Here is a 26,428-nt window from a genome sequence, read left to right as displayed (position 1 = left end):
TGATCCAATCACAGGAAATCTCCTATGAATTTGAACAAGCTGCTCCTTGCGGCCGCGATGGCGTGCGCCGTTTTTTCCGGTGCATCTGCGCAGACCGTCACTGGCGCGATCGAGCAACTGCCCATCCGTACGCTATCCCACGTCATCGGGCATGATGGCGGCGGCCATGTCGGCCGTGAGCCGGTAACGGATTTCCTGAAGCCAGGATCGACTTCCCCGATTACCAGAAATCTGGCCTGCTGGGGAACAAGCGCCAATCTGATAACGGATTGCGGTACGCCCGGCTCGATGGCGTATCAGAATTCGAACGCCGTCTCGATTACCGGGGGTGCGGCCACATTCACAGGCGTCACGACTGCCCCGACGAAGTCTCAGGGCGATAATTCCACCAACGTTGCGACCACGGCTTATGTTGACGTCGGTCTGAGCGCGAAAGCCAGCTTGGTCGGTGGTGTTGTTTCAGTCGCCCAAGGCGGCACGAATTCGAGCACCGCCGCCGGGGCTCGTACTAATCTTGGGCTCGGAACAATCGCGACCCAGAATTCAAACGCTGTTTCCATTACCGGCGGTTCTATTACCGGGATCACTGACCTCGCCGTAAGCGATGGCGGCACTGGGTCAAACACGGCAGCCGGAGCAAGAACGAACCTTGGAGCCGCCGCCTCTGGCGCCAATGGTGATATTACCTCCATCACAGGTCTCACGACAGCTTTGTCAGTTGCCCAAGGTGGCACGGGTGCGACGTCTGCAGGGGCCGCGAGAACTGGCCTTGGCGCGGCGGCGTCGGGTAGCAATAGTGATATTACATCTCTCTCTGGGCTCACGACTGCTCTTTCGCTGGGGCAGGGCGGAACGGGTGGCACCACGCAAGCGACTGCTCGAGCAGGTATTGGCGCCGCCGCCGCCGGTGCGAACAGCGATATCACATCGCTATCGAATCTGACGACGCCCCTGTCTGTGGCGCAGGGCGGCACTGGCACCACGACCTCGACAGGTACGGGTGCCGTTGTTCGCAGTACAGGGCCTTCGATCTCCAACCCATCTTTGACCGGCACTGTCACGATTGGCGGCGTAACCCAGGTTTTCCCGACCTCAGGTTTGCTCGCCGGCACATCAGATACCCAGACATTCACCGGCAAGACCTTCGATACCGCCGGATCTGGAAACGTCTTCAAGATCAACGGCACCCAAATTAGCTCTGTTACGGGGACTGGATCTGCCGTTCTTGCGACCGCTCCTTCGATCAGTGGCGGCGTCTTCACTGGAGGCAGCATCAATAATACGCCGATCGGCGCGACGACTCCTAATACGGGCGCGTTTACCACGCTTTCGATGACTGGTGCCACGACGCAATCCGCCACAAGCCAGTTCTATCAGAACCTCGGCGCCAACGTGAACCGCATCAACGATCGCCTCTTCGTCGGTCCGGCCGCTCTTAACAACGGTACCAACGTTGCGTCTCAGCCGGATTGGCTCACGACCTATCAGCTGGCAAAGGGGCGCACATATGGGTATATCCAGACTAGCCAGTTCTCTGTTTTGAACACTTCGGCGGGGAAAGATTCTCTCACGACCGCCGTATTTGGCGCGCAGACCAGTGGCCGTACTGCCTCACAATCCCAAGTCATCGCGGCTACAGGTGTTGGCGTCAATAATAACTCCGGCAACACTGGAGCGTCTGGCAATCAGGCGTGGGGAGGCTATTTTGAGGGATGGCGCGATACGACGACGGCCGGCAACGGTGGCGCATATGGCATTGAGGCGGACGCGATTAACCTAGTAGGCATTGCTGATACCGATCCATATTCGCAATCCGGCGACCAGACTATCAGCGCTCAGCTCGCATCGGGTGGGGAGGTATCTGGGGCGTTCGACGCTACGGCTGCGATCAACATCCAGAACAACGGCGCGGCATATCGTAAAGGCATCGTCTTCGGGTCAAATTCGATCACTGGATCAAACGGCACTTCTGGGTCTGGTATCGCGATAGCGTTTGGCTATGGTCACACCATGCAGTGGTATGGCGCTGCTGGGGTTCAAACGTCGAGTATTCTTTCGAACGGAACGACCAGCACAGGTGCCATTCAGCAGCTCTTGAGTGATAATATTGTCACGTTCCGAAATGCGTCTTCAAAAGCGATCCTGAACATTCAGGGTGTCGCCAGCGGCGTCAATGGCGTTCAGGCCCTCGGTGCAGCCACTGGGCAGGCTGTGGCTCTGCAGGCCGTAGGTGATGACACCAATATCCCCATGCAGATTCAAGGGAAGGGTACAAGCGGAGCGCTACTGCAGGGCGGAACAGCTGGTGTCGCAGCGCCTTCCGGCTATATCGGGCAGATTGTAAACTCTGACGTCGCTAGTCCTGGGTCGTCACTGACATCTGGAACGCCTCTAAACGTCACCTCCGCAAGCCTGCCGGCAGGCGCATGGCAATGCTATGGCAATATTCAAGTAACTCCAGCAGGCACGACAACCATAGGTCAGTTTGCAGGCTGGATCAGCACGACAAGCGCGGCAGTACCAACTGCGCTAGAAACGTCTGGCTATTTCAAGCGTGTAACTGTGTCGAGCGCGGCCGGTTTGGCTGAAGGTAACAACGTGGGGCCAGTATTCTTTAACTTCACGTCCGCTACGACGGTGTACCTGACCACTTCTGTCACCTTTAGCACATCTACCGCAACGGCGTATGGCGCACTCAGTTGCGTTCGCTTCCACTAAGCCGGGATTTGCTGCCGCTTGGCGCTCATTCGACTGGTAAGAGCTTTTCCTAGCTCATGCGCCGGCCGTTCAACGTTCCGATAAAAAACCTCTGCAAGAAGAAGAGATGTAGCGGCCGCGATGAAAGCCATGTCTCCATTATACATACGGGTGTTGAATAGATATTGGGTCCCCATGATGATCGGAACATGAATAAGGTATAGTGAATAGGAAACCTTGCCTAGCCATTGAACCGGTGCGGTCATCAACCATTTGCGTGGCATACCAGACGATGCGGCGGCGACAATCAGCGCCGCCGCACCGAACCCTTCCATCAATTCGGTATAGGTGCCCCAATTGGTGAGCCAAATCGTGAGCCCTATGATCAGCATCGCGATAGACCCCATACCACCATGGGCGGAGCACATTCTGAAAAGGATGTCTCGGTATTTTGCCAAGGTCGATCCGATCAGAAAAAACGAGGCATAATAAAAGGCTTTGTGCGGATCTCCGAGAAAAGCGCTTGAGGCTGGGAAATGTGCTTCGATTGATTGCCCGGCGTAGAATGCTCCCCATAAAGCGGCGGCAACAGCGATTATCCCCAAGGGTCCGAACCGGACGATTGGAATGATGATCAACGGGAAAAACAGCGAAACCCGCATTTCCCACACGAGAGACCATGTGGGGTTGTCAATCCATGTACTGTAAACGTTGTTTAGCATCAGCAAGACGCTCGGTGCGCTAAGCGGATCGAGACGATTGGTCCATCCATAGCCGTTTATCCAGCCGCTCGCGCTTGGGATGGCGTAGCCGCCAATCGACGCCGCCATCAGAGCCGCCAGCGTCATAGCAACCAAATAGGGAAGGTAAATTCGGCACACCCGATACAGAATGAAGTTGCCATATGATCGAGCGCGATCAGTTAGCCATGGCAGGGCCAGAACGAAGCCGCTGAGCACAAAAAAAAGGATGACGGCCCTGCTCCCGCCGAATAGTAGGCGAACCGGTGTGTCAAAAGCGATTGTCTCAAGCGCAGACATTGGAGAGGTGTCTTCGTGAATGACGCGCGACCAAAAAGCCGGCTGGGTGAGCATCACATGCGTCATGACGACGATCAGCGAAGCCACTCCTCGCAAGCCGTCTAGGGATTCGTATCGGTGACCAGCGCTGCGTGACAACTCGGCATTGTTATCGGTGCCGCTCATAATTCTCACCACTACCAGTTTTTTGCGGATTGTTACCCGGAATTAACAGACATTTCTAGGAACGAAAAGCAGTATCTGCTTAACAACCATCGCAGGCGTCCTTCGGGGCGCCTTTTTCATTGGAGCAATCACAATGCGTCTCTCTCCCAACGGCGCGGCCGATATCAGGCTGCACGAAGGCTTCTCCGCATCCTGGTATGCCGATCCGGGCGGCGTCGGTACGATCGGAACCGGCTTCACATGGGCATCTGCTGCCTTTCGTGAATGGTGGTCGAAGAACAGACCCGGTCAGAAGTTCGGCCCCGGCTCGACCATGACGAAGGCGGAATCAGATGCTGTCCTTCAGCTTGTCTCCGATGAGGAATACGGCGCGGCGGTCGATAAGTTCCTCTCGGGCCGCATGACGCCACAGACCGTTTTCGACGGTGCGACCTCCGTTGTCTTCAATTGCGGCGCTGAGGCTCTGGCATGGACATGGGCCACAGCGATCAAGGCTGCGGAGTACGATCTCGCCGGATCGAGATTGCTGACGACGGCAGTCACCCAGAAGGGAAAAGTTCTTGCCGGTCTAGTCGCTCGACGGAAGGACGAAGCTCGCCTGATCTCGCAAGGCATTTACGCCAGCGGCGGGGTAGGGACGACGATGCCTGATCCGGCAATGGCCGATGGCATTCTGGAGCGGGGCGAACGGGGCGCGTCCGTCCTGCAGCTTCAGCAGCGCCTGATCGCCGCCGGCTACAAGCCTGGCAATCCCGACGGTATCTTCGGCTACGGCACGCAATCGGCCGTGCTGGCCTTCCAGCGGGCCAAGGGGCTTTCGGCGGATGGTATCGCCGGCCCCCAGACGCTGGCCGCTCTCGCGGCTTAATACCGGCCGCGCGGCTCGCGGCATAAGCCCCCTCAACATCAAAGGACATCTCCCATGCGTACCATAGCCTTGGTGGCAGTAGCCGCCTTGATGATCCCGCTCGGCTCTTGTGCGGCCCTGCAGAAGCTTTCCAGCACTGAAGTTCCCATGAAGGCAATCATCGTCGCTGGCAATGGCGTAGATGCGGCCGAGACCGCCGCCACGGCCTACGTCCGGTATTGCACCCCGAAGCCGACGCCGGTCGGCTGCAGTGACAGCGTGATCAAGAACAAGATCATTCCGGCCGTCCATGACGTGCGGATAGCACGCGATGCGGCTGAACAGTTCGCCCTCGACAATCCCAACGCGACCTTCGGCCCGGCCACGCTCGTTGATGCCGTCACCAAATCGGTCGGCGCTCTTCAGGCCATCCTCGCCGCCAACAGCATCAAATCCTAAGGAGCTATCACCATGAACGTGCAAGTAGTTTTGGGGATGCTGAACATCCTCTTGGCCGCAATCCCTCAGATGACGAGTTCGAAAGTCGTGAGCCAGACGGTGGCATGGCTTCTCCAGATCGAGCCCATCCTCGTTCAGTTCTCTGAAGACCTTGGGCCGGTCATCTCAAATATCGTTGCTGCCTTCTCGGCCAATCCGGCGACGACTGCAACGCAGCTCGCAGCTCTCAAGGTTCTTGATGCGAAGACCGACAAGGACTTTGACGATGCCATCGCGGCATACCTGGCAAACAATCCCGATCCAGCGCCGGCGGCAAGTTCCGAGTCTGCCGTGTCATCCACGTCAACCGGTGCCGCGGCAACGGAGGCTGACGGCCCTTTGCCATCGGCCGGCTGATCTCGGCCGGCATCTCGAACATCAAAGGACTTCTCCCAATGTTCAATTCGAACCTCGTCCACAACATCATCAATGTGGTTATCATCCTGGTGGCCGCGATCACGGCCGGGCTTTCCGCTTGGGGCTGCATGACACTGCCGACGGGCGCCATTGACTGTTCGGCGTCCACGATCCCCCCACAGTACTCCGGCGCGCTGATCGCGCTCCTCGGCGTTCTGAAGGTGGCGATCAACATCTCTCGGGATGGTCTCAGTGGCCTGAGTAAGCCCCAGCCGCCGGTCGATAAAGGCCAGTGATTGCTCGCCTCCAACTCCTCGGAGCCATCATCTTCATTGCCACGCTGGTTGGTTTTCTCCTTCTGGCGTGGTCAAGCGTGCCCTGATGGGCATTTTAATCATGCACACAAAGGGCGCGGCGGCATGAATGGTCCAGTGACATATGAGGTTCTTTCCTACCTCATTATGGGAATTATCGGAGCCTTGGGGCTCACTTTCACAGCGTTCTGGAAAATCTGGTCTTTGATCGAAAAAGGCAAGACAGATGCCGAGAAGAAGACCGAAAAGCTCGATGAAGAGCTAAGTGAGATGAAGGCGGCGCATGCCGATTTCAGAACCCACATCGCGGAAACGTATGTCACGAAGGCTGGCATGCAGGAACAGACTGGCCAACTCCTCCGAGCTATCGAAAGCATCGGTAAGCGCATAGATGGTCTCAATGACCGCTTGGACCGTCTCTATGACTCACCAGCGCCAGGCCGGCGCACTCGATCGATCCAGAGCTAAGGTCCTCCCCATGCCAACCCCTCCACTTACAAATGAAGACTGCCTCTATGCCGTTGAGCTTATGAGACAGCACAAATCAATCCAGGCCGCTTCTATAGCCACAGGCCGTGAATGGCATTGGATAAAGCGCCGGCTCAAAGAAGCGAAGCAGCGCGGTCTTTTCAAAGGCGCCCCAGAGCAGCAACCAGAAGCTTCGCGAGCTGAGATGCGAGATGCCGCTTTCTGGCGTAAGAAACATTCAACCTCCGAGAAAGAATTGGCGGATGCTGAGCATCTGGTTTCGGAACTTTCTGGCATCCGAGGAATGCCGTTCACCATCCCTGATTGGATATTGGACACGCGCACCGGTCGGCGCGGCAAGAGTGTGATCGGAGCACTCGTTTCTGACATTCATATGGGTGAGGTAATCTCTGCCGAAGAAATCCTCGGTATCAATGCCTTCAACCCCGAGATTTGCCGCCAGAGACTACGCCGCTATTTTGCTGCCGTTTGCACGATAGGGCAGCGCTGGGCTTCGGACACGGATTGCGAAGGCGTTCTCCTAGCGCTTGCGGGTGATCTGATCAGCGGCGATATCCACGACGAACTAAAGATGACAAATGCTCTGACATCGCATGAGCAATGCTTGGCGGTCGCAGAGGAGTGCGTTGCGGGCATCCGGCATCTCCGGGATACGTATGGCCGCGTTCATGTCGTCGGAGTGCCTGGTAACCACGGGCGCACCACCCATAAGCCGACAGCCAAGCTCTACGCTCGCCTGTCCTATGACAGTCTGATCGTCTCCATGATTGCTCAGCGCTTTGATGGCGATGAACGAGTGACGTTCCAGCAGAGCGACGCCAAAGACCAGATCACACCGGTATTCGGCAGAACAGTCTTTACGACCCACGGTGATAAAATCGGAACAAAGGGTGGGATGGGTTTTGCTGGCCCGATGCTTCCGATTGTCCGCGGCTCGAAGAAGATCGATGCCCAGCAGGCGGGGATTGGTCGGAAGCCCGATCTCATCCAGTTCGGACATTACCACACTACGGGGAATCCGGGGAATGTCCTATCAAACGGTTCCGTTGTGGGGTACTCTGAATATGCAGATGACCTTCGCGCCGTCGTGGAACCTGCGCAGCAATGGATGTATCTCTTGCATAGCAAATGGTTTCTTAGGGAGAGGATGCCTGTTCAGCTCGAAGAGCCAATTCTCCCACCGCGCCCCGTCGTCCGCGTGCCCGCCCAGTTCCAGCAGGTCTCTTAGGGCGGGGTGGAATAGTGGCTGCCATTTCAGCCGTCCATCCATTGCGCAAGCGCCTATGATAGGTGGAGCGCGAAATGCCATTTGCTAGCCGTAGTTCTGGCGCAGTCTCGAAACCAATTTTCGCTACGTTTCGGCGATTGCGGGATTGCTGCTTTGGTGTCGCCCATCGCACATTACCAGGCTCATAGTTCCCGTTCACATCAACGCGGTCAATGGTGTAACTCGGACCTGGGCGCGGGCCAACATGCTCATAGAAGCGACCGAAATCTTCTAGCCATTTTTCATAAATGGTGATCCCCCGGCCCCCATAATCTGGGAAATCTCGACATTGAGGATTGTAGCAACGATCTTTCATATGCTGCCACGATCGATATTCCGGCAAAATTTTCCCCGCCTGAGCATAGCCATGCTTCCAAAATCTATCTTTGGTTATTTCGGAACTCAAGCATCCGCAAGATCGACTTTTCCCCTTGATGAGATTGTCACGAAAAACTTGCTTTTCTCGACCGCAGATACAACGGCAATTCCAATGCCGATTTCCAGCATACGAAATGACACTCCATCTGGAAAATTTCATGCCTGATAAATCGATGAATTTCATCATCTTATCTCGCAAATGACACTCTGTAAAAGATACTTCGAATATGCCAAAAGAGCAAGCTCGCCGCCATTGTCGCTTCTTGCCTTCCTCCTCCTCTGCCTCATCCTGATCATCCTGCGGAAAGGGCCATCGTCTCATGGAAAAGCCGCTAGACGATCCGCCACCCGATATTAGGATCATTGTCCGCATGGAAGGCGACAAACCCACCTATGAATTCCGTATCGGCAACCTGTCGTACGGCAAAGTGCCGACGCAATGGATCGTGGAAGCCATCCGCGAATTCTCTGGCGCCCTACGGTGGGTGAAATGATCGGCGATCGCTATTGCCCGCTCTGTTTCGGATCTGGTTTGATCCGATCTCCCGATACTGGTTTTTCAGTATGCGAACGGCCTATGGTAGCCGTTCCCAAGCCTATTCCTGATTTTGATGAGGAATGGCGGGCATTATCCCTATCCGATGAAATTTCGGACGAGAAAGGGATAATGACACAACAGACGGTAATTACTCGGCCGTTCCCCGCTTCATCCAGCAATTGACTGCTGCGGCAACTGGCCCCGGCACCTTATCATTCGTTACATATCGCCAAATCTGGGTTCTATCGACACCCAGATGCGCAGCGAGCGCGGATTGCCACCCGCGCTCCCCAAACAGCTTTATAGCTGCCTCCTTTAGTTCATCACCGGTCATTCTCGACTTCCGAAATGAACCGAATTACGGCCTCGCTAAAGCCGTCCAAGTGGCACCATTTCCCATAGCCAACCCCGTTTCTCGCTGAAGCCACATTGATCATGTAGGCGCTCTTTGCGATTGGATCCGGAACTCGATCCGCCGATTGTTCGTCCGTGATGACAATCAGCCTGTCATGCTTGACGTTCTGATTGATCATCTGAACTGCAGCCCCGAGATAGGTCCCGCTATGTGGCTGCGAACGGATCACGGCATCTACACCAGCCATACCGCGACGAGGCGGGACTTCCACCACGGCCTGAGAAAACGTGAAAACACGGACATCTCCATTGATAACCGAAGCCAAAGCCGCAGCGGCATCAATGCGCTTCATGTCGGATTTGCTCGAAAGTGTAGCATCCATAGACCCGGAAACGTCCACCAAGACGGCAGTAGAGCCAGACAGGCGAGGGCCAGCCGCAATTGCCTCACATAGAGCCTGATCAATATAGGGCTCCATTTGTGGACAAGCTCGGGCAGCAGCGACATAGCGGAACGGAAAGATGAGATCAGCACCCTTGCGGGCGCCAATGGCATCTTTCACCAGCTCACGGTCGCAGCCTGCATCCATCATGTTCCGCAAGTTACGGAGCAATGCGAGATAGCCAAGCTGGCCTTCACGGATAAGACGTTCGAAGGTTTCCTTCTTGTCTGCCCCACCGGAAAGAGCGACTTCCCACGTATCCGGAGTTACGAGCTGACGTTCAGCAACGCGCTTGAATAACGCTTCCTGTCCTTCGTCCTTCGGCTTCGGATGGGCGAGGAACAGCACGTCACGAAGACGTACGGCTCCATCTCGGTCATATTTGGCAAGCTGGTATTCCGAGAATTTTCCGAATGTCTTTGCCAGCCCGAGCTTCATCTGCTTGGAAAGCGGCTTCTTGCCATCCTTCCAATAGATCGCAACCAGTTCGGCCATTTCATCGGCGCGACGCAGCGTCTGAGCGATCGTGTCCGAGACACCAGATCCGCCACGACGAATGATGTCGAGCAAAAGCATCAGCGGCGCATGGCGAAGACCATGAACATTGCGCGCCTCGATTGCCAACGCCGAAACAGTCTCAGCTGAACAGGCGGCAGCATTTTCGATGATGCGATCTACGATGGATTTGCCGTCTTCATAGAATTCCTTTTCCCAAAGAAGACAGGAAAGGATCGAGCGGCGCAAAGCCTGCTCCGGAGTGATGCGCTTGGCCGGCGCACCCTCATGAGTATAATTCTGCTTGATGGAAGCTGATGTATTGAAGCGCATTTGAATCTCCTAATGCGCCGAAGGAATGAAACTGCTGGCGGGAACAAGCGAATTCGGAACGTAAGCGCTCTATCCAGCTGAGCTACATCTGTTTCCAGATGACGGGATTCGAACCCGCGACCTCTCCATTAGCAGTGGAAGTAACCGACTTCTACGCCACGCCAGCAGTTGCAAACCATTCGGGAACAAGCGGCAACGGTATCATCGTTTCAAGAGAAGTAACCGATTGCCTTCACCACGATTGGCATATTCTGTATCGCAGATAATGTTGCATATTGCAACATGCCGAGCGAATTATTTTTCGCCGATCCGAAGCCTGCGGCTAAGCCGTCCCTCCCTTGAGCCTCCTGCGCTCCTCCGCTTCGATCTGAACTCTTTCCCGATAATCATCCGTCCCGAACTCGTCACGCATCACAAAGCCTCCCTGGCGGAGCTGTAGGCGTGTTCTCTTCGAATGATGCGATAGCAGTTCAGTAAATGCCCTCTGGGCCGCGACGACGTTATTCATCCCGCCTAAGCGCTCCTTGCGCCTGCCGTCTTCCGCATAGACTTCATCGATCGAGAAGTTGAAGCGATCCCCGAAGAAGTTCTCCTTCTCAGAGCCCGGAAGCTGATAGACGGCCGCCTCTCTCCCCACATCGCAGAAGTAAATCCGTTCCTTGCCGTAGATCCAGACGATGCGCTCGCCATGGCCTCTACGAGCCTTTGAGCACACCTGCCATTCGCCATTGAAATTGATAAGCCGATAGTCGCGGGGCATCTTCCACCTCAGTCTTTGAGTTTGCCGCCGCCCTGATGTTCTAACTATGTTCTGGTTTATGGTGGAGTCAATGGTAAGACCTGGCGTTTAAAATTCGCCAGCGATATCAACGGGACGGTTTTCGGTCCCACCTTCATCTAAGTAATTGATATTGGCCAAACCTCCTAAAACTGCAGGGGTCGCCATTTTTCGATTATAATAGCGTGCCGCCGATCATGCGCTATCAGCCCTATTTTATGCTCAATTCATGGTCGTCGGCCAGGCGCCGGCATCTGTGGGTCTTGTAGCATCGACCGCCATCTGAATGAGATCGTGGCCATACATTGCTCCGGCCAGTTTGATGACGATGATGGCGGCGCTCAAAAGTGCAAGCCCGCCAATGATTTTATCGCTTTTTTTCACGGCCCGCTTCCCCGACGTCTCGTGAATTCCGCATTATTCGCGGCGGCAAAAAGTATATCGCTTTTTGTGCAAAGTGCTACAGGGCTTACCCTCGCAGCTAATTGTCAGGCGGCAATCAGGAGGAGACGGTTCGCGATGCCCTCGACCTAACGCCGATAACCGTCGCGAAAACCGGCCGCCTATGAAAAACCCGCCGGCTGCGATGCAGCGGCGGGTCTGTCCATTCAATCATCCAGTATCAGTGCAGGATCTGGCTGAGGAACAGCTTCGTGCGCTCATGCTGCGGATTGTCGAAGAATTCCTTCGGCGAATTCTGTTCGACGATCTGGCCCTGGTCCATGAAGATGACGCGGTTGGCGACCTGGCGGGCAAAGCCCATTTCGTGCGTCACGCACAGCATCGTCATGCCTTCCTCGGCAAGGCCGACCATCGTGTCGAGCACTTCCTTGATCATCTCCGGATCGAGCGCAGACGTCGGCTCGTCGAATAGCATGATCTTCGGGTTCATACAGAGCGAGCGGGCGATCGCCACGCGCTGCTGCTGACCGCCGGAAAGCTGGCCGGGATATTTCTTCGCCTGTTCCGGGATCTTGACGCGCTTGAGGAAGTGCATGGCGATCTCCTCCGCCTGCTTCTTCGGCATCTTGCGCACCCAGATCGGCGCTAGCGTGCAGTTTTCCAGAATGGTCAGGTGCGGGAAAAGGTTGAAGTGCTGGAACACCATGCCGACTTCGCGGCGCACTTCGTCGATCTTCTTCAGATCGTTGGTCAGCTCGACGCCGTCGACGATGATCTGGCCTTTCTGATGCTCTTCCAGGCGGTTGATGCAGCGGATCATCGTCGATTTGCCCGAGCCGGATGGGCCGGCAATGACGATGCGCTCGCCGCGCATAACCCTCAGATTGATATCGCGCAGCACGTGGAAATCGCCGTACCACTTGTTCATGTTGATCATGTCGACCGCGACCTCCGTCTCGGAGACGGTCATTTTCTTCGATTGGGCTTCAGCCATTTTGTATTTCCCTCAATTTTATCGCTTGTGGCCGGTGTCGAGATGGCGTTCCACAAAACCTGAATAGCGCGACATACCAAAGCAGAACAGCCAAAAAACGAAGCCTGCGAAAACAAGGCCGGTAATTGGCGTCACTGCGCTTGCCCAGTTCGGGTCCGAAAAGTTCTGACGAACGATACCGAGCAAATCGAACATGCTGATGATCGACACTAGGGATGTGTCCTTGAACATGCCGATATAGGTGTTGACGATGCCGGGTATCACCAGCTTGATGGCCTGCGGCAGAACAATCAAACGCATCTTCTGCCAGTAGCCGAGACCGAGCGAATCGGCACCTTCGAACTGACCCTTCGGCACTGCCTGAAGGCCGCCGCGGATGACTTCGGCGATATAGGCCGAGGTAAACAGCGAGACACCGACCAAGGCGCGCAGCAATTTGTCGACCGTCCAGCCCTGCGGAAGGAACAGCGGCAGCATGACGCTGGCCATGAACAAGACTGTTATCAGTGGAATGCCGCGAATGATTTCGATGTAGAGCACCGACAGCATTCGGACGACTGGCATTTTCGAGCGTCGTCCGAGCGCAAGCATGATGCCGAGCGGAAAGGAGACCACGATCGCGACAAAGGAAAGGACCAGCGTCACCAGGAGGCCGCCCCACTTCTGCGTCTCCACGACCGGGAGGCCGAAGCCGCCATACAGCAGGAAAAAAGCGACGATGGGCAGTACGATAAATGCCAGGATGGCATTCAATCCCTTTTTAGGCGCCGACGGTATCAACATCGGAACAAAGAGGATGATGGTGAGAATGGCAACGAGCACCGGCCGCCACCGTTCGTCCGGTGGATAAAGGCCAACCATGAAAATGGTGAATTTGGCCCGCACGAAGGCCCAGCAAGCGCCGCTCCAGCCGTCCGGTTGTGTCCCTCCCTGCACAGTGGTCGCACAGAAAGTGCGATCGGTCCCGCTCCAGGCGGCTTGGATAAACAGCCAGTTGACGACATGTGGAATGGCCCAAGCGAGGAAGGCTATCGCAAGGATGGTCAGAACCACGTCCTTCGGCGTCGCCAGCAGATTTTTTCTGAGCCAATGAACGACGCCTTTTTCGCTCGATGGAGCTGGCAGTTGCGGAAGGATAGTTTTGCTTACAAAGCTCTGGCTTCCGTTGGACATCTTATCTCTCCACCAAAGCCATCTTGGCATTGAACCAGTTCATGAACAGGGAGGTCGCTATGCTCAGCGCAAGGTAGATGACCATCCAGATCACGAAAACTTCGATCGCTCGGCCAGACTGATTGAGAATGACCCCACCGACAGCGACGAGATCGGCATAACCGATCGCAATCGCGAGAGAAGAGTTCTTCGTCAGGTTGAGATACTGGCTCGTCAACGGCGGAATGATGATGCGCATTGCCTGCGGTATGACGATAAGTCGGGTAATGGCAGGTGAACGCAGTCCGAGGGCGCCGGCTGCCTCCGACTGTCCCTTCGGCACGGCGCGAATGCCGCCGCGGACGATTTCGGCAATATAGGAGGCTGTGTAGAAGGAGAGGGCCAGGAACAGAGAGATAAACTCCGGCCCGATGACGGAGCCGCCAGTCAGATTGAATTTGCCGGCGACAGGATAGTCGAAGGAAAGCGGCATGCCCGTTACCAGGAAGACCAGCAACGGCAGGCCGATCAATATGCCGATCGACACCCAGATCGTATGGAATTGCTGACCGGTTGCCGCCTGACGCCTGTGTGCCCAGCGCGCCACGAAAAATACGACGGCTATTGCGATGAGAAAGGCGATACCGACAGCCCACATGCCGCTACCGAAAATCGGGCTGGGAAAGGCAAGGCCGCGATTGCTGAGGTAGCTGGAGAACGGCAGGTGCACGGCCTCGCGCGCTTGTGGCAGCAGTACCAATACGCCGCTATACCAGAAGAAGATAACGAGCAGCGGCGGGATATTGCGGAACAGCTCGACATAGGCCTGGCAAAGCTTCGCAATCAGCCAATTCCGTGAAAGCCGGCCTATACCTACGATGAAGCCGATGATCGTCGCTGCAATGATACCCGATATTGCGATGAGAACGGTATTGAGCAGGCCGACGACAAGCGCGTCGATATTGGTGGAATCGCTCGAAAATGGAATCAGCGCCTGGCCGAGATTGAAACCGGCGCGTCCGTTCAGAAAACTGAATCCAAAAGGCTGGTTCGATGCACGCAGATTTTCAACGGTATTGTGAATGATAAATCCAAAGAACGCCAATAGAAGTACGACGGTAAGAACCTGGTAAATCAGGCTTCGGACTTTAGGATTATTGATCGCAGATCCGGACGATCGCTCGCCTTCGGGCGAATTTATTGTAATTGCCATGCAGAATTTTCCCCAATGTGCCTGTTTCAGGCTTGTTTTCTTGAGGGAAGAAAGGCGGCTTGCCGCCTCTCTTCGAAAGTCGCCGTTTATAGGCTTAGCGGATCGGCGGTGCGTACTGAATGCCGCCCTTGTTCCACAGAGCGTTGAGGCCGCGGGCGATCTTCAGCGGGCTACCTGCACCGATATTGCGGTCGAAGACTTCGCCGTAGTTACCGACGCCCTTGATGATGTTGTAGGCCCAGTCATTGGTCAGGCCGAGGTCGGTGCCGATCGTCGAACCCTGCTCGACGCCGAGGAAGCGCTTGATATCCGGGTTGGCCGAATTCTTCATCTCGTCGACATTCTTTTGCGTGATGCCGAATTCTTCGGCGTTGATCAGCGCATAAGCCGTCCAGCTGACGATATCGAACCACTGGTCGTCGCCCTGGCGCACGGCCGGTCCAAGCGGCTCCTTGGAGATGATCTCGGGCAGAACGACGTTATCGTCGGGGTTCTTCAGCGTCAGACGCAGCGCATAGAGGCCGGACTGGTCGGTGGTGTAGACGTCGCAACGACCGGAATCGTAAGCGGCGTTGACTTCTTCCAGCTTGTCGAAGACTACCGGATTGTACTGCAGATTGTTGGTCTTGAAGTAGTCGGCGAGGTTGAGCTCGGTCGTCGTGCCGGACTGGACGCAAACGGCCGCGCCGGAGAGTTCCAGAGCCGACTTCACGTTCAGTTCCTTGCGAACCATGAAACCCTGGCCGTCGTAGTAGGTGACCGGGCGGAAGTTGAGGCCGAGCGCGGTATCGCGGTTAATCGTCCAGGTAGTATTGCGCGAAAGCAGGTCGATTTCGCCGGACTGTAACGCGGTGAAGCGGTCTTTCGCGCTGAGAGGAGTGTACTTTACCTTTGTAACGTCACCAAAAACAGCCGCGGCGACAGCCTTGCAAAGATCAACGTCGAAGCCGGCATAGTTTCCAGAAGCATCGGGCTGCGAGAAGCCAAGAAGGGCGCTATTCACGCCGCATTGCACGAAGCCTTTAGCTTTCACGTCGCTCAGCGTCGAAGCCGAAGCGCCGGACGCGGTGTAAGCCAAGGCTGCGACTCCGAGGAATGCGGAGAGAGCAAACTTTTTCATTTTCCCTACCTTTGTCTATTTGTTTTATAGTTAAACTGCATCGCGTCCGAAGCAGGTTCCTGGAGAACCGTGTTCCTTCCCTTTCTCGGTGCGAGTGGCGCTATCACAGTCGCAAATGGTGTAGCGGTCAAGAGATCGCCCAAATTATTGCGGATTTATTCGGCATTTTCGCTCGCGGCGGCCGAAAACTGGGCATTTGGCGTCAAAATGGGCGGCGTTTTGCCAAAAAACTGCACGAAAATGCGGTTTCCTCTCTTATTTTTGTTATTTTAGCCTTCGAATAATGTGGGCGCATCAGAAGGACCGGGGGTTGACCGGGAAAGGCTTGGTCGCCACAAATCCACTTTCTCGCAGCGCCAAAGGCATATCCGGACATGAAAGACAAAGACAACTTCCTGCAGAACGCCGGCATCAACACGCGATTGTCCCATATCGGCAATTCGCCATTCGATTTCCATGGATTCGTCAATCCGCCCGTGGTGCATGCCTCAACGGTGCTGTTTCCCAATGCGCGCGTGATGGAAACACATGATCAGAAATACACTTACGGCACGCGTGGAACTCCGACGACGGATGCGCTTTGCGAGGCGATGAATGCGCTGGAAGGCTCCGCTGGAACGGTGATCGTTCCCTCGGGGCTTGCAGCGGTAACGGTGCCGTTTCTCGCTTATCTGTCCGCGGGCGATCACGCCTTGATCGTCGATTCGGTCTATGGCCCCACGCGATTCTTCTGCGATACCATGCTGAAGCGCCTCGGTATCGAGGTCGAATATTACGATCCCATGGTGGGTGCCGGTGTCGAGCAGCTGATCAAGCCGAACACCAGGCTGGTCCATACAGAAGCACCGGGCTCCAACACCTTCGAAATGCAGGATATCCCGGCGATTTCGGCGGCGGCTCATCGTCACGGCTGTGTTGTCACCATGGACAATACCTGGGCAACGCCGCTCTATTTCAAGCCGCTCGATCATGGCGTCGATGTCTCCATTCATGCCGTGACGAAATATCCGGCCGGTCATTCCGACATCTTGATGGGAACCGTTTCGGCCAATGAAGCCCATTGGAAGCAGTTGATCGCCGCGCATGGGCAGCTCGGCCTCTGCGGCGCACCTGACGATGCCTATCAGGTCCTGCGTGGCTTGCGCACCATGGGCGTACGCCTGGAGCGTCACCAGGAAAGCGCGCTCGCGATCGCACAATGGCTCGAGGGCAGGGAAGAAGTTGCGCACGTGCTGCATCCGGCCCTGCCGAGCTTTCCCGGTCATGACTTATGGAAGCGCGATTTTAAGGGGGCGAGCGGGATCTTTTCCTTCGTTCTGGCGGTCGACGATCCGCAAAAATTCAAAGCGAAGGCGCATGCCTTCTTGGATGCTCTGCGTATTTTCGGTCTCGGCTATTCCTGGGGCGGTTTCGAGAGCCTTGCGCTGCACGTCAACCTCAACGACCGGCGCGTCACCAAGGCTCCGAGGGAGGGGCCTGTCATCCGGCTGCAGATCGGCCTGGAAGACGTCGCCGATCTCAAGGCGGATATTGAGAAGGGCCTTGCTGCCGTCCGGCAGGCCTGATCAGCCGATGGCGCGATAGCCGTAGATCCAATCCATGTCCGCCGCGAGGCTTTGCGGCGGACGCAGCGAGAGGACGAGATCGCGCGCCAGGCGGATGGGGCCGCGTGCGTGATAGGCAAACTGGTTGAAGGCGGCGCGCTGGCGCAGGCGAGATATCCGCGGGGCTCGATGCCTCTCGTAGAGCTCGAAAGCTTCGGCGGGCGAGCGTCCCGAAAGCATGCCGGCAAGCTCGAAGGCATCCTCTATCGCCATGGCCGCACCCTGGGCCGCAAACGGCATCATCGCATGCGCGGCATCCCCGATCAGAATCGTATCGCTGCCATTATGCCATCGGCCCTCCCTCATCTCGTAGAGCGGCCAGAAGCTGGCTTGCTCCTGAGCTTCAAGCATTTGCAGGATCGCTCTGTTCCAGCCGGAAAAGCCGCGCAGCATCTGCTCGCGCTGCGTTTTGTTGCCGGCTGCGCCCCAATCGCGGCTGGCGCTGCTGCCGGAAACAATCGCCACGATATTGAAGGCGGTATTTTCCCGGATGGGATAGCAGACGAGATGGCTCGACGGGCCGAGGAATGCCGTAACGCTTGTCTTGCTCAGGACGGAAGGGGCGACCGCCTCGGGAATGGAAAAGCGCCAGGCAATATTGCCTGAGAAGAGCGGTGAGGGCGCACCAGGCACCATCGCATGCGCCTTCGACCAGACGCCATCGGCACCGATGACGAGATCGAACGTCCTTCCGGCGATCTCCTCCAGTGCCAGCTTGTTCTTGATGTCGATGTGCCGGCCGAGATTTAGCCTGCATAGGGCATTGCCCGTCACCGCATCGAGGAGCGCCTTTTGTAAGGTCGCGCGATGCGCCGCGCCATAGGGCGCACCCCATCGTTCTCGAGCAAATTTTCCGCAGGGAACGGAGGCGATTGGCCGCAGCGACGAGCCGGAGAGGAGCCGAACTTCTTCCGGCTCCAGCCAAACGGGTCTGAGCATATCGAGAACGCCGAGCGTGTCGAGTATGCGGGAGGCATTCGGCGAAATCTGCAGGCCGGCGCCGACTTCGGTCAGCACCTCTGCCTGTTCAAAAATCTCGGAGGCAATGCCATGTCGCGCCAGCGCCAGCGCCGCCGTTAATCCAGCTATTCCGGCGCCGATGATTGCGGCTGCTTTGATCGGCATTTTCTTATGTCCGATCGGACGTTATGGCGTCAGGCCGCCTTGAAATGGAAGACGCAGCCGGCCGGATTCGTCTGATCCGCCTTCAGCGACGGATTGTAGCGATAGAGCGTCGAGCAGTAGGAGCAAACCTTCTCGCTCTCGTCGCCGAGATCGATGAAGATGTGCGGATGGTCATAGGGAACCGAAGCGCCGGTGCACATGAATTCCTTCACGCCGATTTCGATGACGCGATGTCCGCCGTCGTTCTGGAAATGGGGAATATTGTGGCCGGCCATGATGATCTCCGAATGCGTCTTGCCGTGAGCGGCATGAATGTTGCGCCAGACTTGGTAGCCCCTCTTTATAATCCTTCTTCCCGATTGTGTAGTGCGAAAGTCCGGCTTGATGCAGAGATTTTCGCAAGCACAGGGTTCATTTGCTATCGCCGATAAAATATGGTCCGCCGCCAACAGGACCCAATTTATAAAGACGAAGCGATGAATTTGAATGCTCCCAAGATGCTCCATTTCGTCCGAGATGGATTGAAGCTCGCCTTTTTCGACGAAGGAGATCCAAACGGTCCGCCGGTGCTGCTGATCCATGGATTCGCCTCCACGGCGATTACCAATTGGGTCCATCCAGGCTGGCTGAAGACGCTCGGGGACGCCGGTTATCGTGTGATTGCCATCGACAATCGCGGTCACGGCTTGAGCGACAAGCCCTATGATGCGGACGTCTACCATCCCTGGGTCATGGCAGAGGATGCAGTGGCACTCCTCGATCATCTGGGCATAGCCGAGGCGCATGTCATGGGTTATTCCATGGGCGCGCGAGTTTCGACCTTCATGGCAATCGCACATCCCGATCGCGTCCGCTCGCTGGTGCTGGGCGGCCTCGGTATCGGCATGGTCGAGGGTGTTGGCGATTGGGACCCGATTGCCGAAGCGCTGTTGGCGCCGTCCCTCGATGATGTCACCCATGCACGCGGGCGCATGTTCCGCGCCTTTGCCGAGCAGACGAAAAGCGATCGGCAGGCGCTGGCCGCCTGCATCCAGGGCTCGCGCGATCTGGCTTCGCCGGAAGATGTGGCGAAGATCGAAGCACCGACACTGATCGCCGTCGGCACCAAGGACGATATTGCCGGCTCCGGCCAGGAACTGGCTGCTCTGATGCCGAACGCCGAGGCCATCGACATTCCGAACCGCGATCATATGCTCGCCGTCGGCGACAAGATCTTCAAGGCTGCGGTTCTCGAATTCTATCAGCGCCTCGGCCAGCGCTAAGTCACTTGCTGGTGACAAGTTATTTGCCGGTGAAGTGTGGCTTCCGCCGCTCAGCGAAGGCGGCACGGCCCTCGGCGTAATCGGCGCTGTCGAAAGTCTCGGCGCCGATCACCTCCGCCTCGCGCAACAGGTCGCTATCCTGCTCGATGACTGCTCGGATCGCGAGTTTCGAAGCGTGTAGCGCGATTGGTGCATTGGCGGCGATGGCATGGGCGAGGGAGGAGACTTCGCCATCGAATGCCTCTGCGTCGATTTCCTCCAGAAGAAAGCCGGCGACAACCATCTTCTCGCCTGGCATGGGGGCACCGGTAAACAAGGTAACCTTGGCCATCTGCGCTCCGAGCGCGTTCACGATGTCCTGCACGGCATCGGCGGGATAGGCGATGCCGAGGCGGACGGCGGGCACGCAGAATCGCGCGCCCCGTTCGGCGATCCGCAGATCGCAGGCCGCCGCCAAGCCGAAGCCACCGCCATAGCAGATGCCGCGGATTGCTGCGATCGTCGGCACGCGACAGTGGCGGATAGCCTCGAAAGCCTGGCTGTCCAGTGCCTCGTAGGCGACGGCGGTCTCGGAATTCTTGCGCACGCTGTCGAATTCGCTGATATCGGCGCCGGCTGAAAAATCCGCGCCCACGCCGCGCAGAACAATAACATGTGCATGGGCTTCATCGGTCAGGATGCGCACAGCTTGCGGGATGGCACGCCACATGGCGGCCGTCACGGCATTCTTTCTGCCAGGGTTGCTGATGGTAATCGTACCGATCGCGTCGCTGCAGGTCGCGCGAATGAGACCGCCGGCAAAGTCATGCTCGAAATTCATGCGCGATCAACCCATTTGTCTTGTCTGGCTTTTAATCTATATAATGCACCCCTGACAGAAAATCGGGAGACCGCCAATGGTCGCAGCAACGGATATTCGCCAGGTTGAAGGCTTGGGCGCAGTGAAGGTCATGGACCCGATCTGGGACAGCATGCGCGAGGAAGCACGCACCGCTGCCGAAAAGGATCCCCTTCTTGCCGCCTTCCTCTATTCGACGATCATCAACCATCGTTCGCTGGAAGAATGCGTCATCTATCGCATCTGCGAGCGGCTCGACCATCCGGACATGCAAGCCATTCTTTTGCGGCAGACCTTTGAGGAAATGCTCGCCGACTGGCCGGAATGGGGATCGATTCTGCGTGTCGATATCCAGGCCGTCTACGATCGCGACCCCGCTTGCCTGCGGTTCCTGGAACCTGTCCTCTATTTCAAGGGGTTCCATGCGTTGCAGACACATCGTTTGGCGCACTGGCTGCACAATCGCGGTCGCCGCGATTTCGCGCTTTATCTACAGAGCCGGTCCTCCAGCGTCTTCCAGACCGACATCAATCCGGCGGCACGCATAGGCAAGGGCATCTTCCTCGATCACGCAACCGGTCTCGTCGTGGGTGAGACTGCCGTCATCGGCGACAACGTCTCCATCCTGCATGGGGTTACGCTCGGCGGTACTGGCAAGGAAGGCAGCGACCGCCATCCGAAGATCGCCCACGGCGTCCTGATCGGAGCAGGTGCCAAGATCCTCGGCAATATCCAGGTCGGCCATTGCTCGCGTATTGCCGCCGGCTCCGTGGTACTGAAGGAGGTGCCTGCCAAGACGACAGTTGCCGGCGTTCCGGCCAAGGTGGTCGGAGAAGCCGGGTGCTCCGAGCCTTCTCGCTCGATGGATCAGCTGCTTGCCGAGCAATTGATCGTTGATCAGATCATGGGCGCAGGAATCTAGGAAATTCCAATCCGATTTTCCGAGGCTTGCGCTGTTGCTGGATAGCTATGCGCGGTTCCGGTCTTTACACCGCCGCTTTTCCTATGCAAGAAGCGGCCAACCGAGATCCTCACGGAGAAGCATTGTGAAGCCCGAAGAAATCAAGAAACTCGACGCCTATTTCAAGCGCACGTTCAACCCGCAGGTCGTGGTGAAGGCCCGCCCGCGCAAGAACGATTCTGCAGAAGTCTATCTTGGCGAAGAGTTTCTGGGTGTCGTCTATATCGACGACGAAGATGGCGACCGCTCCTATAATTTCTCGATGGCCATTCTGGACGTCGATCTCTGATTCATCGATCTCATATAGTAATCGAGTATTCGGGCCGTATTTGTTGAAATGCGGCCCTTTTCTTTGGCAATTGCCAATTAATCATTCCGCTGCCGTTCTGATCTTTTGCGACTTCTTCTAACCAAATGCCAATATTTTAATCAAAGCTTCTGGTTGCAGGCTTAATGATATATTTTAGAAAAAACAAAATGATGCGCCGCACTCTTAATCGCCGATGACGCACCATCATTCAAGAATGCAATCTGTAGATGATGCTGCGGCGCACAAGACTACTTGACTAATTGTGCATCGCATTTAACCTTTGTCCCTGTAAACCGGCCGCCGGCCGGCCAACAAGGGACGGAGAAGCATGTTCAATTTCGATGAAGCGAACAAAAAGGGCAAGGAAGCTATGGACTCGGCGCTGAAGAGCTATTCCGATGTCACCAAGGGTTTTCAGGCGATTGCTGCCGAAGCTGCGGAATACTCCAAGAAGTCTTTCCAGGATGGCGTTGCGCACTTCGAAACGCTTGCCGGCGTCAAGAGCTTCGAAGCCGCCTTCGAACTTCAGAGCAGCTATGTGAAATCTTCCTATGAAAACTTCGTCGCTGAAGCCACCAAGCTCGGCGAAATGTATGCCGATCTCGCCAAGGTTGCCTACAAGCCTTACGAAGCGCCCGTCGCGGCTGCAACGAAGGCTGCCAGCAAGGCGGCAGCAACGGCGACCGCCGCTTAAACTTTCGCCGAAAGGCAAAATTTCCGGAAGGGACCGGCTGCGCGCGACGCGCGGCCGGTCTTTTGCGTTTTGGCGTGCCGAACCTGACATGGCGATATACAGCTACTTTTTTGACCGCAGCCCCCTTTGTCAGCGAATTGTGATTGCAGTGTCCTGCAAGGGGCTTAAAATCACGCCAATATGAACTAAGTTAGAGGTTCGGATATCCGGCCCGACCAAGTGATGAACCCAACCCCAGTGCCAAGTCGGAATGCGATAGCTTCTGCCGGATGATTTGAGGAATGAATGAAATGATCGCTGAGCCGATCCGGATGCAAAACAATAGCGAAAGGAACGGGGACAACGGAAATCGCGGGACCTCGGTGATTACACGCACCAAGCCCAAAACCAAGAAACCCAATCTATACCGCGTGCTGCTTCTGAATGATGACTATACGCCCATGGACTTTGTGATCCATATCCTGGAGCGTTTCTTTCAAAAGGATCTCGAAAGTGCCACCCGCATCATGCTTCATGTCCACAACCACGGCGTGGGCGAATGCGGGATATATACATATGAAGTAGCCGAAACGAAGGTGAGCCAGGTGATGGACTTTGCCCGGCAGCACCAGCATCCGCTGCAATGTGTTATGGAAAAGAAGTGAGGATCTGAACGTGCCAACATTTTCGCCTAGTCTTGAGAAGGCGCTGCATCAGGCACTGACCTACGCGAACGAGCGGCATCACGAGTATGCCACGCTGGAACATCTGCTTTTGGCGCTGGTAGACGACGCCGATGCCGCAGCTGTCATGGGCGCGTGCAATGTTGATCTCGACGCGCTCCGTAAGACTCTGACTGAATACGTCGATAATGAACTCTCCAACCTGGTCACGGGCTATGATGAGGACTCGAAGCCGACCTCCGGCTTCCAGCGTGTCATCCAGCGCGCCGTGATCCATGTGCAATCTTCCGGCCGCGAGGAAGTGACGGGCGCCAACGTTCTCGTCGCGATTTTCGCGGAACGGGAAAGCCATGCTGCCTTTTTCCTGCAGGAGCAGGAAATGACCCGCTATGACGCGGTCAACTATATCTCTCACGGCATCGGCAAGCGCCCGGGTTCCTCCCAGACCCGCACGCCGCGCGGCGCCGAGGAAAGCGAATCCGAAAGCAAGCCGACCTCCCGCGGCGAGCAGGAAGAGGGCAATGGCAAGAAGCAGCAGGACGCGCTGAAGGCCTACTGCGTCAACCTTAACGAGAAGGCCAAGAACGGCAAGATCGATCCGCTGATCGGCCGCCACTCCGAGGTCAACCGCACCATCCAGGTGCTGTGCCGCCGCTCAAAGAACAATCCGCTCTATGTCGGCGATCCCGGCGTCGGCAAGACGGCGATTGCCGAAGGTCTTGCCAAGCGCATCGTCGAGGGCAAGGTTCCCGAAGCACTGGCCGATGCCACGATCTTTTCGCTCGATATGGGCACGCTGCTCGCCGGCACCCGCTATCGCGGCGATTTCGAGGAACGTCTGAAGCAGGTCGTCAAGGAGCTCGAAGAGTATCCGGGCGCCGTGCTGTTCATCGATGAGATCCACACCGTCATCGGTGCGGGCGCCACCTCCGGCGGCGCGATGGATGCGTCGAACCTGCTGAAGCCGGCCCTTTCCTCGGGCGCGATCCGTTGCATCGGTTCCACCACCTATAAGGAATACCGCCAGTTCTTTGAAAAGGACCGGGCGCTTGTCCGCCGCTTCCAAAAGATCGACGTCAACGAGCCGAGCATCGAGGATGCCATCGAAATTATGAAGGGCCTGAAGCCCTATTTCGAAGAGTATCATCACCTGCGCTACTCGAACGACGCCATCAAAACCGCTGTCGAGCTGTCGGCTCGCTATATATCCGACCGCAAGCTGCCGGATAAGGCGATCGACGTGATCGACGAGACGGGTGCTGCCCAGATGCTTCTGCCGCCGTCCAAGCGCCGCAAGCTGATCACCGAAAAGGAGATCGAGGCGACGATTGCGACCATGGCTCGCATTCCGCCGAAGACGGTTTCCAAGGATGACGAGATGGTTCTCGCCAACCTCGAACAGGAACTGCGTTCCGTGGTCTACGGCCAGGATACGGCTATCGAAGCACTTTCGACCTCGATCAAGCTGGCACGTGCGGGCCTGCGCGAACCGAACAAGCCGATCGGCTGCTACGTCTTCTCCGGCCCAACCGGCGTCGGTAAGACCGAAGTCGCCAAGCAGCTTGCTTCGTCGCTCGGCGTTGAGCTGCTGCGCTTCGACATGTCGGAATACATGGAGCGTCATACGGTTTCCCGTCTGCTCGGTGCACCTCCCGGCTATGTCGGCTTCGACCAAGGCGGCCTGCTGACTGACGGCGTCGATCAGCATCCTCACAGCGTGGTTCTGCTCGACGAAATCGAGAAGGCGCATCCGGATATCTTCAATATTCTGCTGCAGGTCATGGACCATGGCGCGCTGACCGACCATAACGGCAAGAAGATCGACTTCCGCAACGTCATCCTGATCATGACGACCAATGCGGGCGCTTCGGAAATGGCCAAGGCCGCCATCGGCTTTGGTTCGTCCAAGCGTACGGGCGAAGATGAAGAGGCGCTGAACCGCCTGTTCACACCGGAATTCCGCAACCGTCTGGATGCGGTCATTCCCTTCGCGCCGTTGCCGACGACCGTTATTCACAAGGTCGTTCAGAAGTTCATCATGCAGCTGGAAGCGCAGCTTTCCGAACGGAATGTCACCTTCGACCTGCACGAGGACGCCATCGCTTGGCTGTCCGAGAAGGGGTACGACGACAAGATGGGCGCCCGTCCGCTGGCGCGCGTCATCCAGGAAAACATCAAGAAGCCGTTGGCCAACGAAATCCTCTTCGGCAAGCTGAAGAAGGGCGGCGTGGTCAACGTCACGGTCGGCAAGAAGGAAGACGGCACCACGGGCATTCTGCTTGAGGCGATCGCCGACACTGCTCCGATCCGGCCGAAGCCGGAAGCCGAAGTGGGCGATGTGCCGGCCGAGGTGGAAGAGGATGACGGCGACGTCACCGTCAAGGCCAGAAGCCGCGTCGGCAAGGCTGCAACGGCAGCCGACAGCCGCCGCTCGGCCAAGGCATCGCCTTCGAGCGAAAGCGGCGAGTCCGACGGCAAGTCACCGCGCAAGGGCGGCGGCACGGTTCCGAAGGTTCCGCGCAAGTAATCACCAGTCGGTGATTTGAGAAAAATGGAACGGCTGCATTAGAGATAATGCAGCCGTTTTTATATGATTATGAAGAAAGCCTCAGGAATGACTTGAGGAGCTCAGCCATCAGGCCAGCGCTTCGATGATCTTCCTGGCGTTTTCCGCCAGCACCGCTCCATCCTCCATCTTGCCCGAATGCGGCTTCAGCGCGACGCCCTCGATGCGCGGGATAACGTGGAAATGCAGGTGGAAGACGGTCTGTCCCGCGGGGGGCTCGTTGAACTGCGCGATATAGACGCCGTCCGCTTCGAAGGCTTCCCGAACGGCGACGGCGATCTTTTGCACCACAATGATAGCCTGCTGCAATGCTGCCGGGTCGGCATCGAAAATATTGCGCGAGGGTGCCTTCGGCACGACGAGCGTATGGCCAGGCGACTGAGGCATCACATCCATGAAGGCGATGGTGTGCTCATCCTCGTAGACGCGGTAGGAAGGGATCTCGCCTTTCAGGATCTTTGCGAAGATATTGTTGTCATCATAGGCGGGGCTGGTCATCCAGTTTCTCCTCGTCTTGCTTTTGTGTTTACGC

At 56.7% G+C, this 26,428-nt stretch carries 27 protein-coding genes; 15 read left to right on the top strand and 12 right to left on the bottom strand.

Features of this window, described 5'->3' with window-relative positions; all coding sequences use genetic code 11:
- Positions 1-24: 24 nt before the first annotated feature.
- On the top strand, positions 25-2,718 hold the full coding sequence (locus ACYJRZ_RS11255) for a beta strand repeat-containing protein (protein ID WP_459459011.1): 2,694 nt from the start codon (positions 25-27) through the stop codon (positions 2,716-2,718).
- Here the strand turns inward: ACYJRZ_RS11255 and ACYJRZ_RS11250 are convergent.
- Positions 2,715-3,902, bottom strand: coding sequence for an acyltransferase family protein (locus ACYJRZ_RS11250; protein WP_459459009.1), 1,188 nt, complete (start codon positions 3,900-3,902; stop codon positions 2,715-2,717). The genes ACYJRZ_RS11255 and ACYJRZ_RS11250 overlap by 4 nt on opposite strands.
- A gap of 133 nt (positions 3,903-4,035) precedes the next feature.
- On the opposite strand from ACYJRZ_RS11250, the gene ACYJRZ_RS11245 reads away from it, so the two are divergent.
- The 7 genes from ACYJRZ_RS11245 to ACYJRZ_RS11215 all read left to right on the top strand — a co-directional run bounded on the left by ACYJRZ_RS11245 (position 4,036) and on the right by ACYJRZ_RS11215 (position 8,546).
- The gene (locus ACYJRZ_RS11245; RefSeq protein ID WP_459459007.1) at positions 4,036-4,770 is read left to right on the top strand and encodes a peptidoglycan-binding protein; all 735 of its coding nucleotides are present in this window, start codon (positions 4,036-4,038) and stop codon (positions 4,768-4,770) included.
- 54 nt (positions 4,771-4,824) lie between these two features.
- Positions 4,825-5,208, top strand: coding sequence for a hypothetical protein (locus tag ACYJRZ_RS11240; protein ID WP_459459005.1), 384 nt, complete (start codon positions 4,825-4,827; stop codon positions 5,206-5,208).
- A 12-nt stretch (positions 5,209-5,220) separates the two neighbouring features.
- The gene (locus ACYJRZ_RS11235; protein WP_459459003.1) at positions 5,221-5,604 is read left to right on the top strand and encodes a hypothetical protein; all 384 of its coding nucleotides are present in this window, start codon (positions 5,221-5,223) and stop codon (positions 5,602-5,604) included.
- A 38-nt stretch (positions 5,605-5,642) separates the two neighbouring features.
- The gene (locus tag ACYJRZ_RS11230; protein WP_459459001.1) at positions 5,643-5,900 is read left to right on the top strand and encodes a hypothetical protein; all 258 of its coding nucleotides are present in this window, start codon (positions 5,643-5,645) and stop codon (positions 5,898-5,900) included.
- Positions 5,901-5,936: 36 nt separating this feature from the next.
- Complete coding sequence (locus ACYJRZ_RS11225) at positions 5,937-6,386, top strand: hypothetical protein (RefSeq protein ID WP_459458999.1); 450 nt, start codon at positions 5,937-5,939, stop codon at positions 6,384-6,386.
- Between the two features lie 61 nt (positions 6,387-6,447).
- On the top strand, positions 6,448-7,635 hold the full coding sequence (locus ACYJRZ_RS11220; RefSeq protein WP_459458997.1) for a hypothetical protein: 1,188 nt from the start codon (positions 6,448-6,450) through the stop codon (positions 7,633-7,635).
- Positions 7,636-8,372: 737 nt separating this feature from the next.
- The gene (locus ACYJRZ_RS11215) at positions 8,373-8,546 is read left to right on the top strand and encodes a hypothetical protein (RefSeq protein ID WP_459458995.1); all 174 of its coding nucleotides are present in this window, start codon (positions 8,373-8,375) and stop codon (positions 8,544-8,546) included.
- A gap of 367 nt (positions 8,547-8,913) precedes the next feature.
- Here ACYJRZ_RS11215 and ACYJRZ_RS11210 read toward each other — a convergent pair whose 3' ends face one another.
- The 7 genes from ACYJRZ_RS11210 to ACYJRZ_RS11180 all read right to left on the bottom strand — a co-directional run bounded on the left by ACYJRZ_RS11210 (position 8,914) and on the right by ACYJRZ_RS11180 (position 15,874).
- Entirely contained in the window at positions 8,914-10,215 is a 1,302-nt protein-coding gene (locus tag ACYJRZ_RS11210; protein ID WP_459458993.1) for a TROVE domain-containing protein, read from the bottom strand.
- Between the two features lie 322 nt (positions 10,216-10,537).
- Positions 10,538-10,975, bottom strand: coding sequence for a hypothetical protein (locus tag ACYJRZ_RS11205; RefSeq protein ID WP_459458991.1), 438 nt, complete (start codon positions 10,973-10,975; stop codon positions 10,538-10,540).
- Between the two features lie 240 nt (positions 10,976-11,215).
- Positions 11,216-11,377, bottom strand: a complete 162-nt coding sequence (locus ACYJRZ_RS11200; RefSeq protein ID WP_459458989.1) for a hypothetical protein — start codon at positions 11,375-11,377, stop codon at positions 11,216-11,218.
- Positions 11,378-11,615: 238 nt separating this feature from the next.
- Positions 11,616-12,389 (bottom strand): amino acid ABC transporter ATP-binding protein, encoded by a 774-nt coding sequence (locus ACYJRZ_RS11195; RefSeq protein WP_183812165.1) that lies wholly within the window; start codon positions 12,387-12,389, stop codon positions 11,616-11,618.
- A gap of 18 nt (positions 12,390-12,407) precedes the next feature.
- Positions 12,408-13,562 (bottom strand): amino acid ABC transporter permease, encoded by a 1,155-nt coding sequence (locus tag ACYJRZ_RS11190; RefSeq protein ID WP_459458987.1) that lies wholly within the window; start codon positions 13,560-13,562, stop codon positions 12,408-12,410.
- 1 nt (position 13,563) lies between these two features.
- Positions 13,564-14,754: an amino acid ABC transporter permease gene (locus tag ACYJRZ_RS11185; RefSeq protein ID WP_459458985.1), complete on the bottom strand. Its 1,191-nt coding sequence runs from the start codon at positions 14,752-14,754 to the stop codon at positions 13,564-13,566.
- Positions 14,755-14,848: 94 nt separating this feature from the next.
- Positions 14,849-15,874, bottom strand: coding sequence for an amino acid ABC transporter substrate-binding protein (locus ACYJRZ_RS11180; RefSeq protein WP_459458983.1), 1,026 nt, complete (start codon positions 15,872-15,874; stop codon positions 14,849-14,851).
- Between the two features lie 374 nt (positions 15,875-16,248).
- On the opposite strand from ACYJRZ_RS11180, the gene ACYJRZ_RS11175 reads away from it, so the two are divergent.
- Positions 16,249-17,439: a cystathionine beta-lyase gene (locus ACYJRZ_RS11175; RefSeq protein WP_459458981.1), complete on the top strand. Its 1,191-nt coding sequence runs from the start codon at positions 16,249-16,251 to the stop codon at positions 17,437-17,439.
- On the opposite strand, the gene ACYJRZ_RS11170 is transcribed toward ACYJRZ_RS11175, so the two are convergent.
- The gene (locus ACYJRZ_RS11170) at positions 17,440-18,603 is read right to left on the bottom strand and encodes an FAD-dependent monooxygenase (protein WP_459458979.1); all 1,164 of its coding nucleotides are present in this window, start codon (positions 18,601-18,603) and stop codon (positions 17,440-17,442) included. It abuts the gene before it with no gap.
- Between the two features lie 29 nt (positions 18,604-18,632).
- A complete protein-coding gene (locus tag ACYJRZ_RS11165; RefSeq protein WP_047454665.1) occupies positions 18,633-18,878 on the bottom strand; it encodes a zinc-finger domain-containing protein in 246 nt (81 codons plus the stop codon).
- Between the two features lie 201 nt (positions 18,879-19,079).
- On the opposite strand from ACYJRZ_RS11165, the gene ACYJRZ_RS11160 reads away from it, so the two are divergent.
- Positions 19,080-19,865, top strand: a complete 786-nt coding sequence (locus ACYJRZ_RS11160; protein WP_459458976.1) for an alpha/beta fold hydrolase — start codon at positions 19,080-19,082, stop codon at positions 19,863-19,865.
- Between the two features lie 19 nt (positions 19,866-19,884).
- On the opposite strand, the gene ACYJRZ_RS11155 is transcribed toward ACYJRZ_RS11160, so the two are convergent.
- Positions 19,885-20,685, bottom strand: a complete 801-nt coding sequence (locus ACYJRZ_RS11155; protein ID WP_459458974.1) for an enoyl-CoA hydratase-related protein — start codon at positions 20,683-20,685, stop codon at positions 19,885-19,887.
- A gap of 76 nt (positions 20,686-20,761) precedes the next feature.
- Between ACYJRZ_RS11155 and cysE the strand changes: the two genes are divergently transcribed.
- The 5 genes from cysE to clpA all read left to right on the top strand — a co-directional run bounded on the left by cysE (position 20,762) and on the right by clpA (position 25,857).
- Complete coding sequence (gene cysE, locus ACYJRZ_RS11150; RefSeq protein WP_459458972.1) at positions 20,762-21,625, top strand: serine O-acetyltransferase; 864 nt, start codon at positions 20,762-20,764, stop codon at positions 21,623-21,625.
- Positions 21,626-21,749: 124 nt separating this feature from the next.
- Entirely contained in the window at positions 21,750-21,953 is a 204-nt protein-coding gene (locus ACYJRZ_RS11145; protein ID WP_015339784.1) for a DUF3126 family protein, read from the top strand.
- 349 nt (positions 21,954-22,302) lie between these two features.
- On the top strand, positions 22,303-22,668 hold the full coding sequence (locus ACYJRZ_RS11140) for a phasin family protein (protein WP_459458970.1): 366 nt from the start codon (positions 22,303-22,305) through the stop codon (positions 22,666-22,668).
- 290 nt (positions 22,669-22,958) lie between these two features.
- Positions 22,959-23,312 carry an ATP-dependent Clp protease adapter ClpS gene (gene clpS, locus ACYJRZ_RS11135; protein ID WP_069612294.1) on the top strand — a complete coding sequence of 118 codons (354 nt, stop codon included), beginning with the start codon at positions 22,959-22,961 and terminating at the stop codon, positions 23,310-23,312.
- Between the two features lie 10 nt (positions 23,313-23,322).
- Positions 23,323-25,857: an ATP-dependent Clp protease ATP-binding subunit ClpA gene (gene clpA / locus ACYJRZ_RS11130; RefSeq protein ID WP_459458968.1), complete on the top strand. Its 2,535-nt coding sequence runs from the start codon at positions 23,323-23,325 to the stop codon at positions 25,855-25,857.
- A 108-nt stretch (positions 25,858-25,965) separates the two neighbouring features.
- On the opposite strand, the gene ACYJRZ_RS11125 is transcribed toward clpA, so the two are convergent.
- Entirely contained in the window at positions 25,966-26,394 is a 429-nt protein-coding gene (locus ACYJRZ_RS11125) for an HIT family protein (RefSeq protein WP_459458966.1), read from the bottom strand.
- Positions 26,395-26,428: the final 34 nt, after the last annotated feature.

Source organism: Rhizobium sp. No.120 (genome assembly GCF_054558365.1).
The sequence above is the reverse complement of the archived record's forward strand: the minus strand, read 5'-3'. Positions and strand labels throughout refer to the sequence as shown.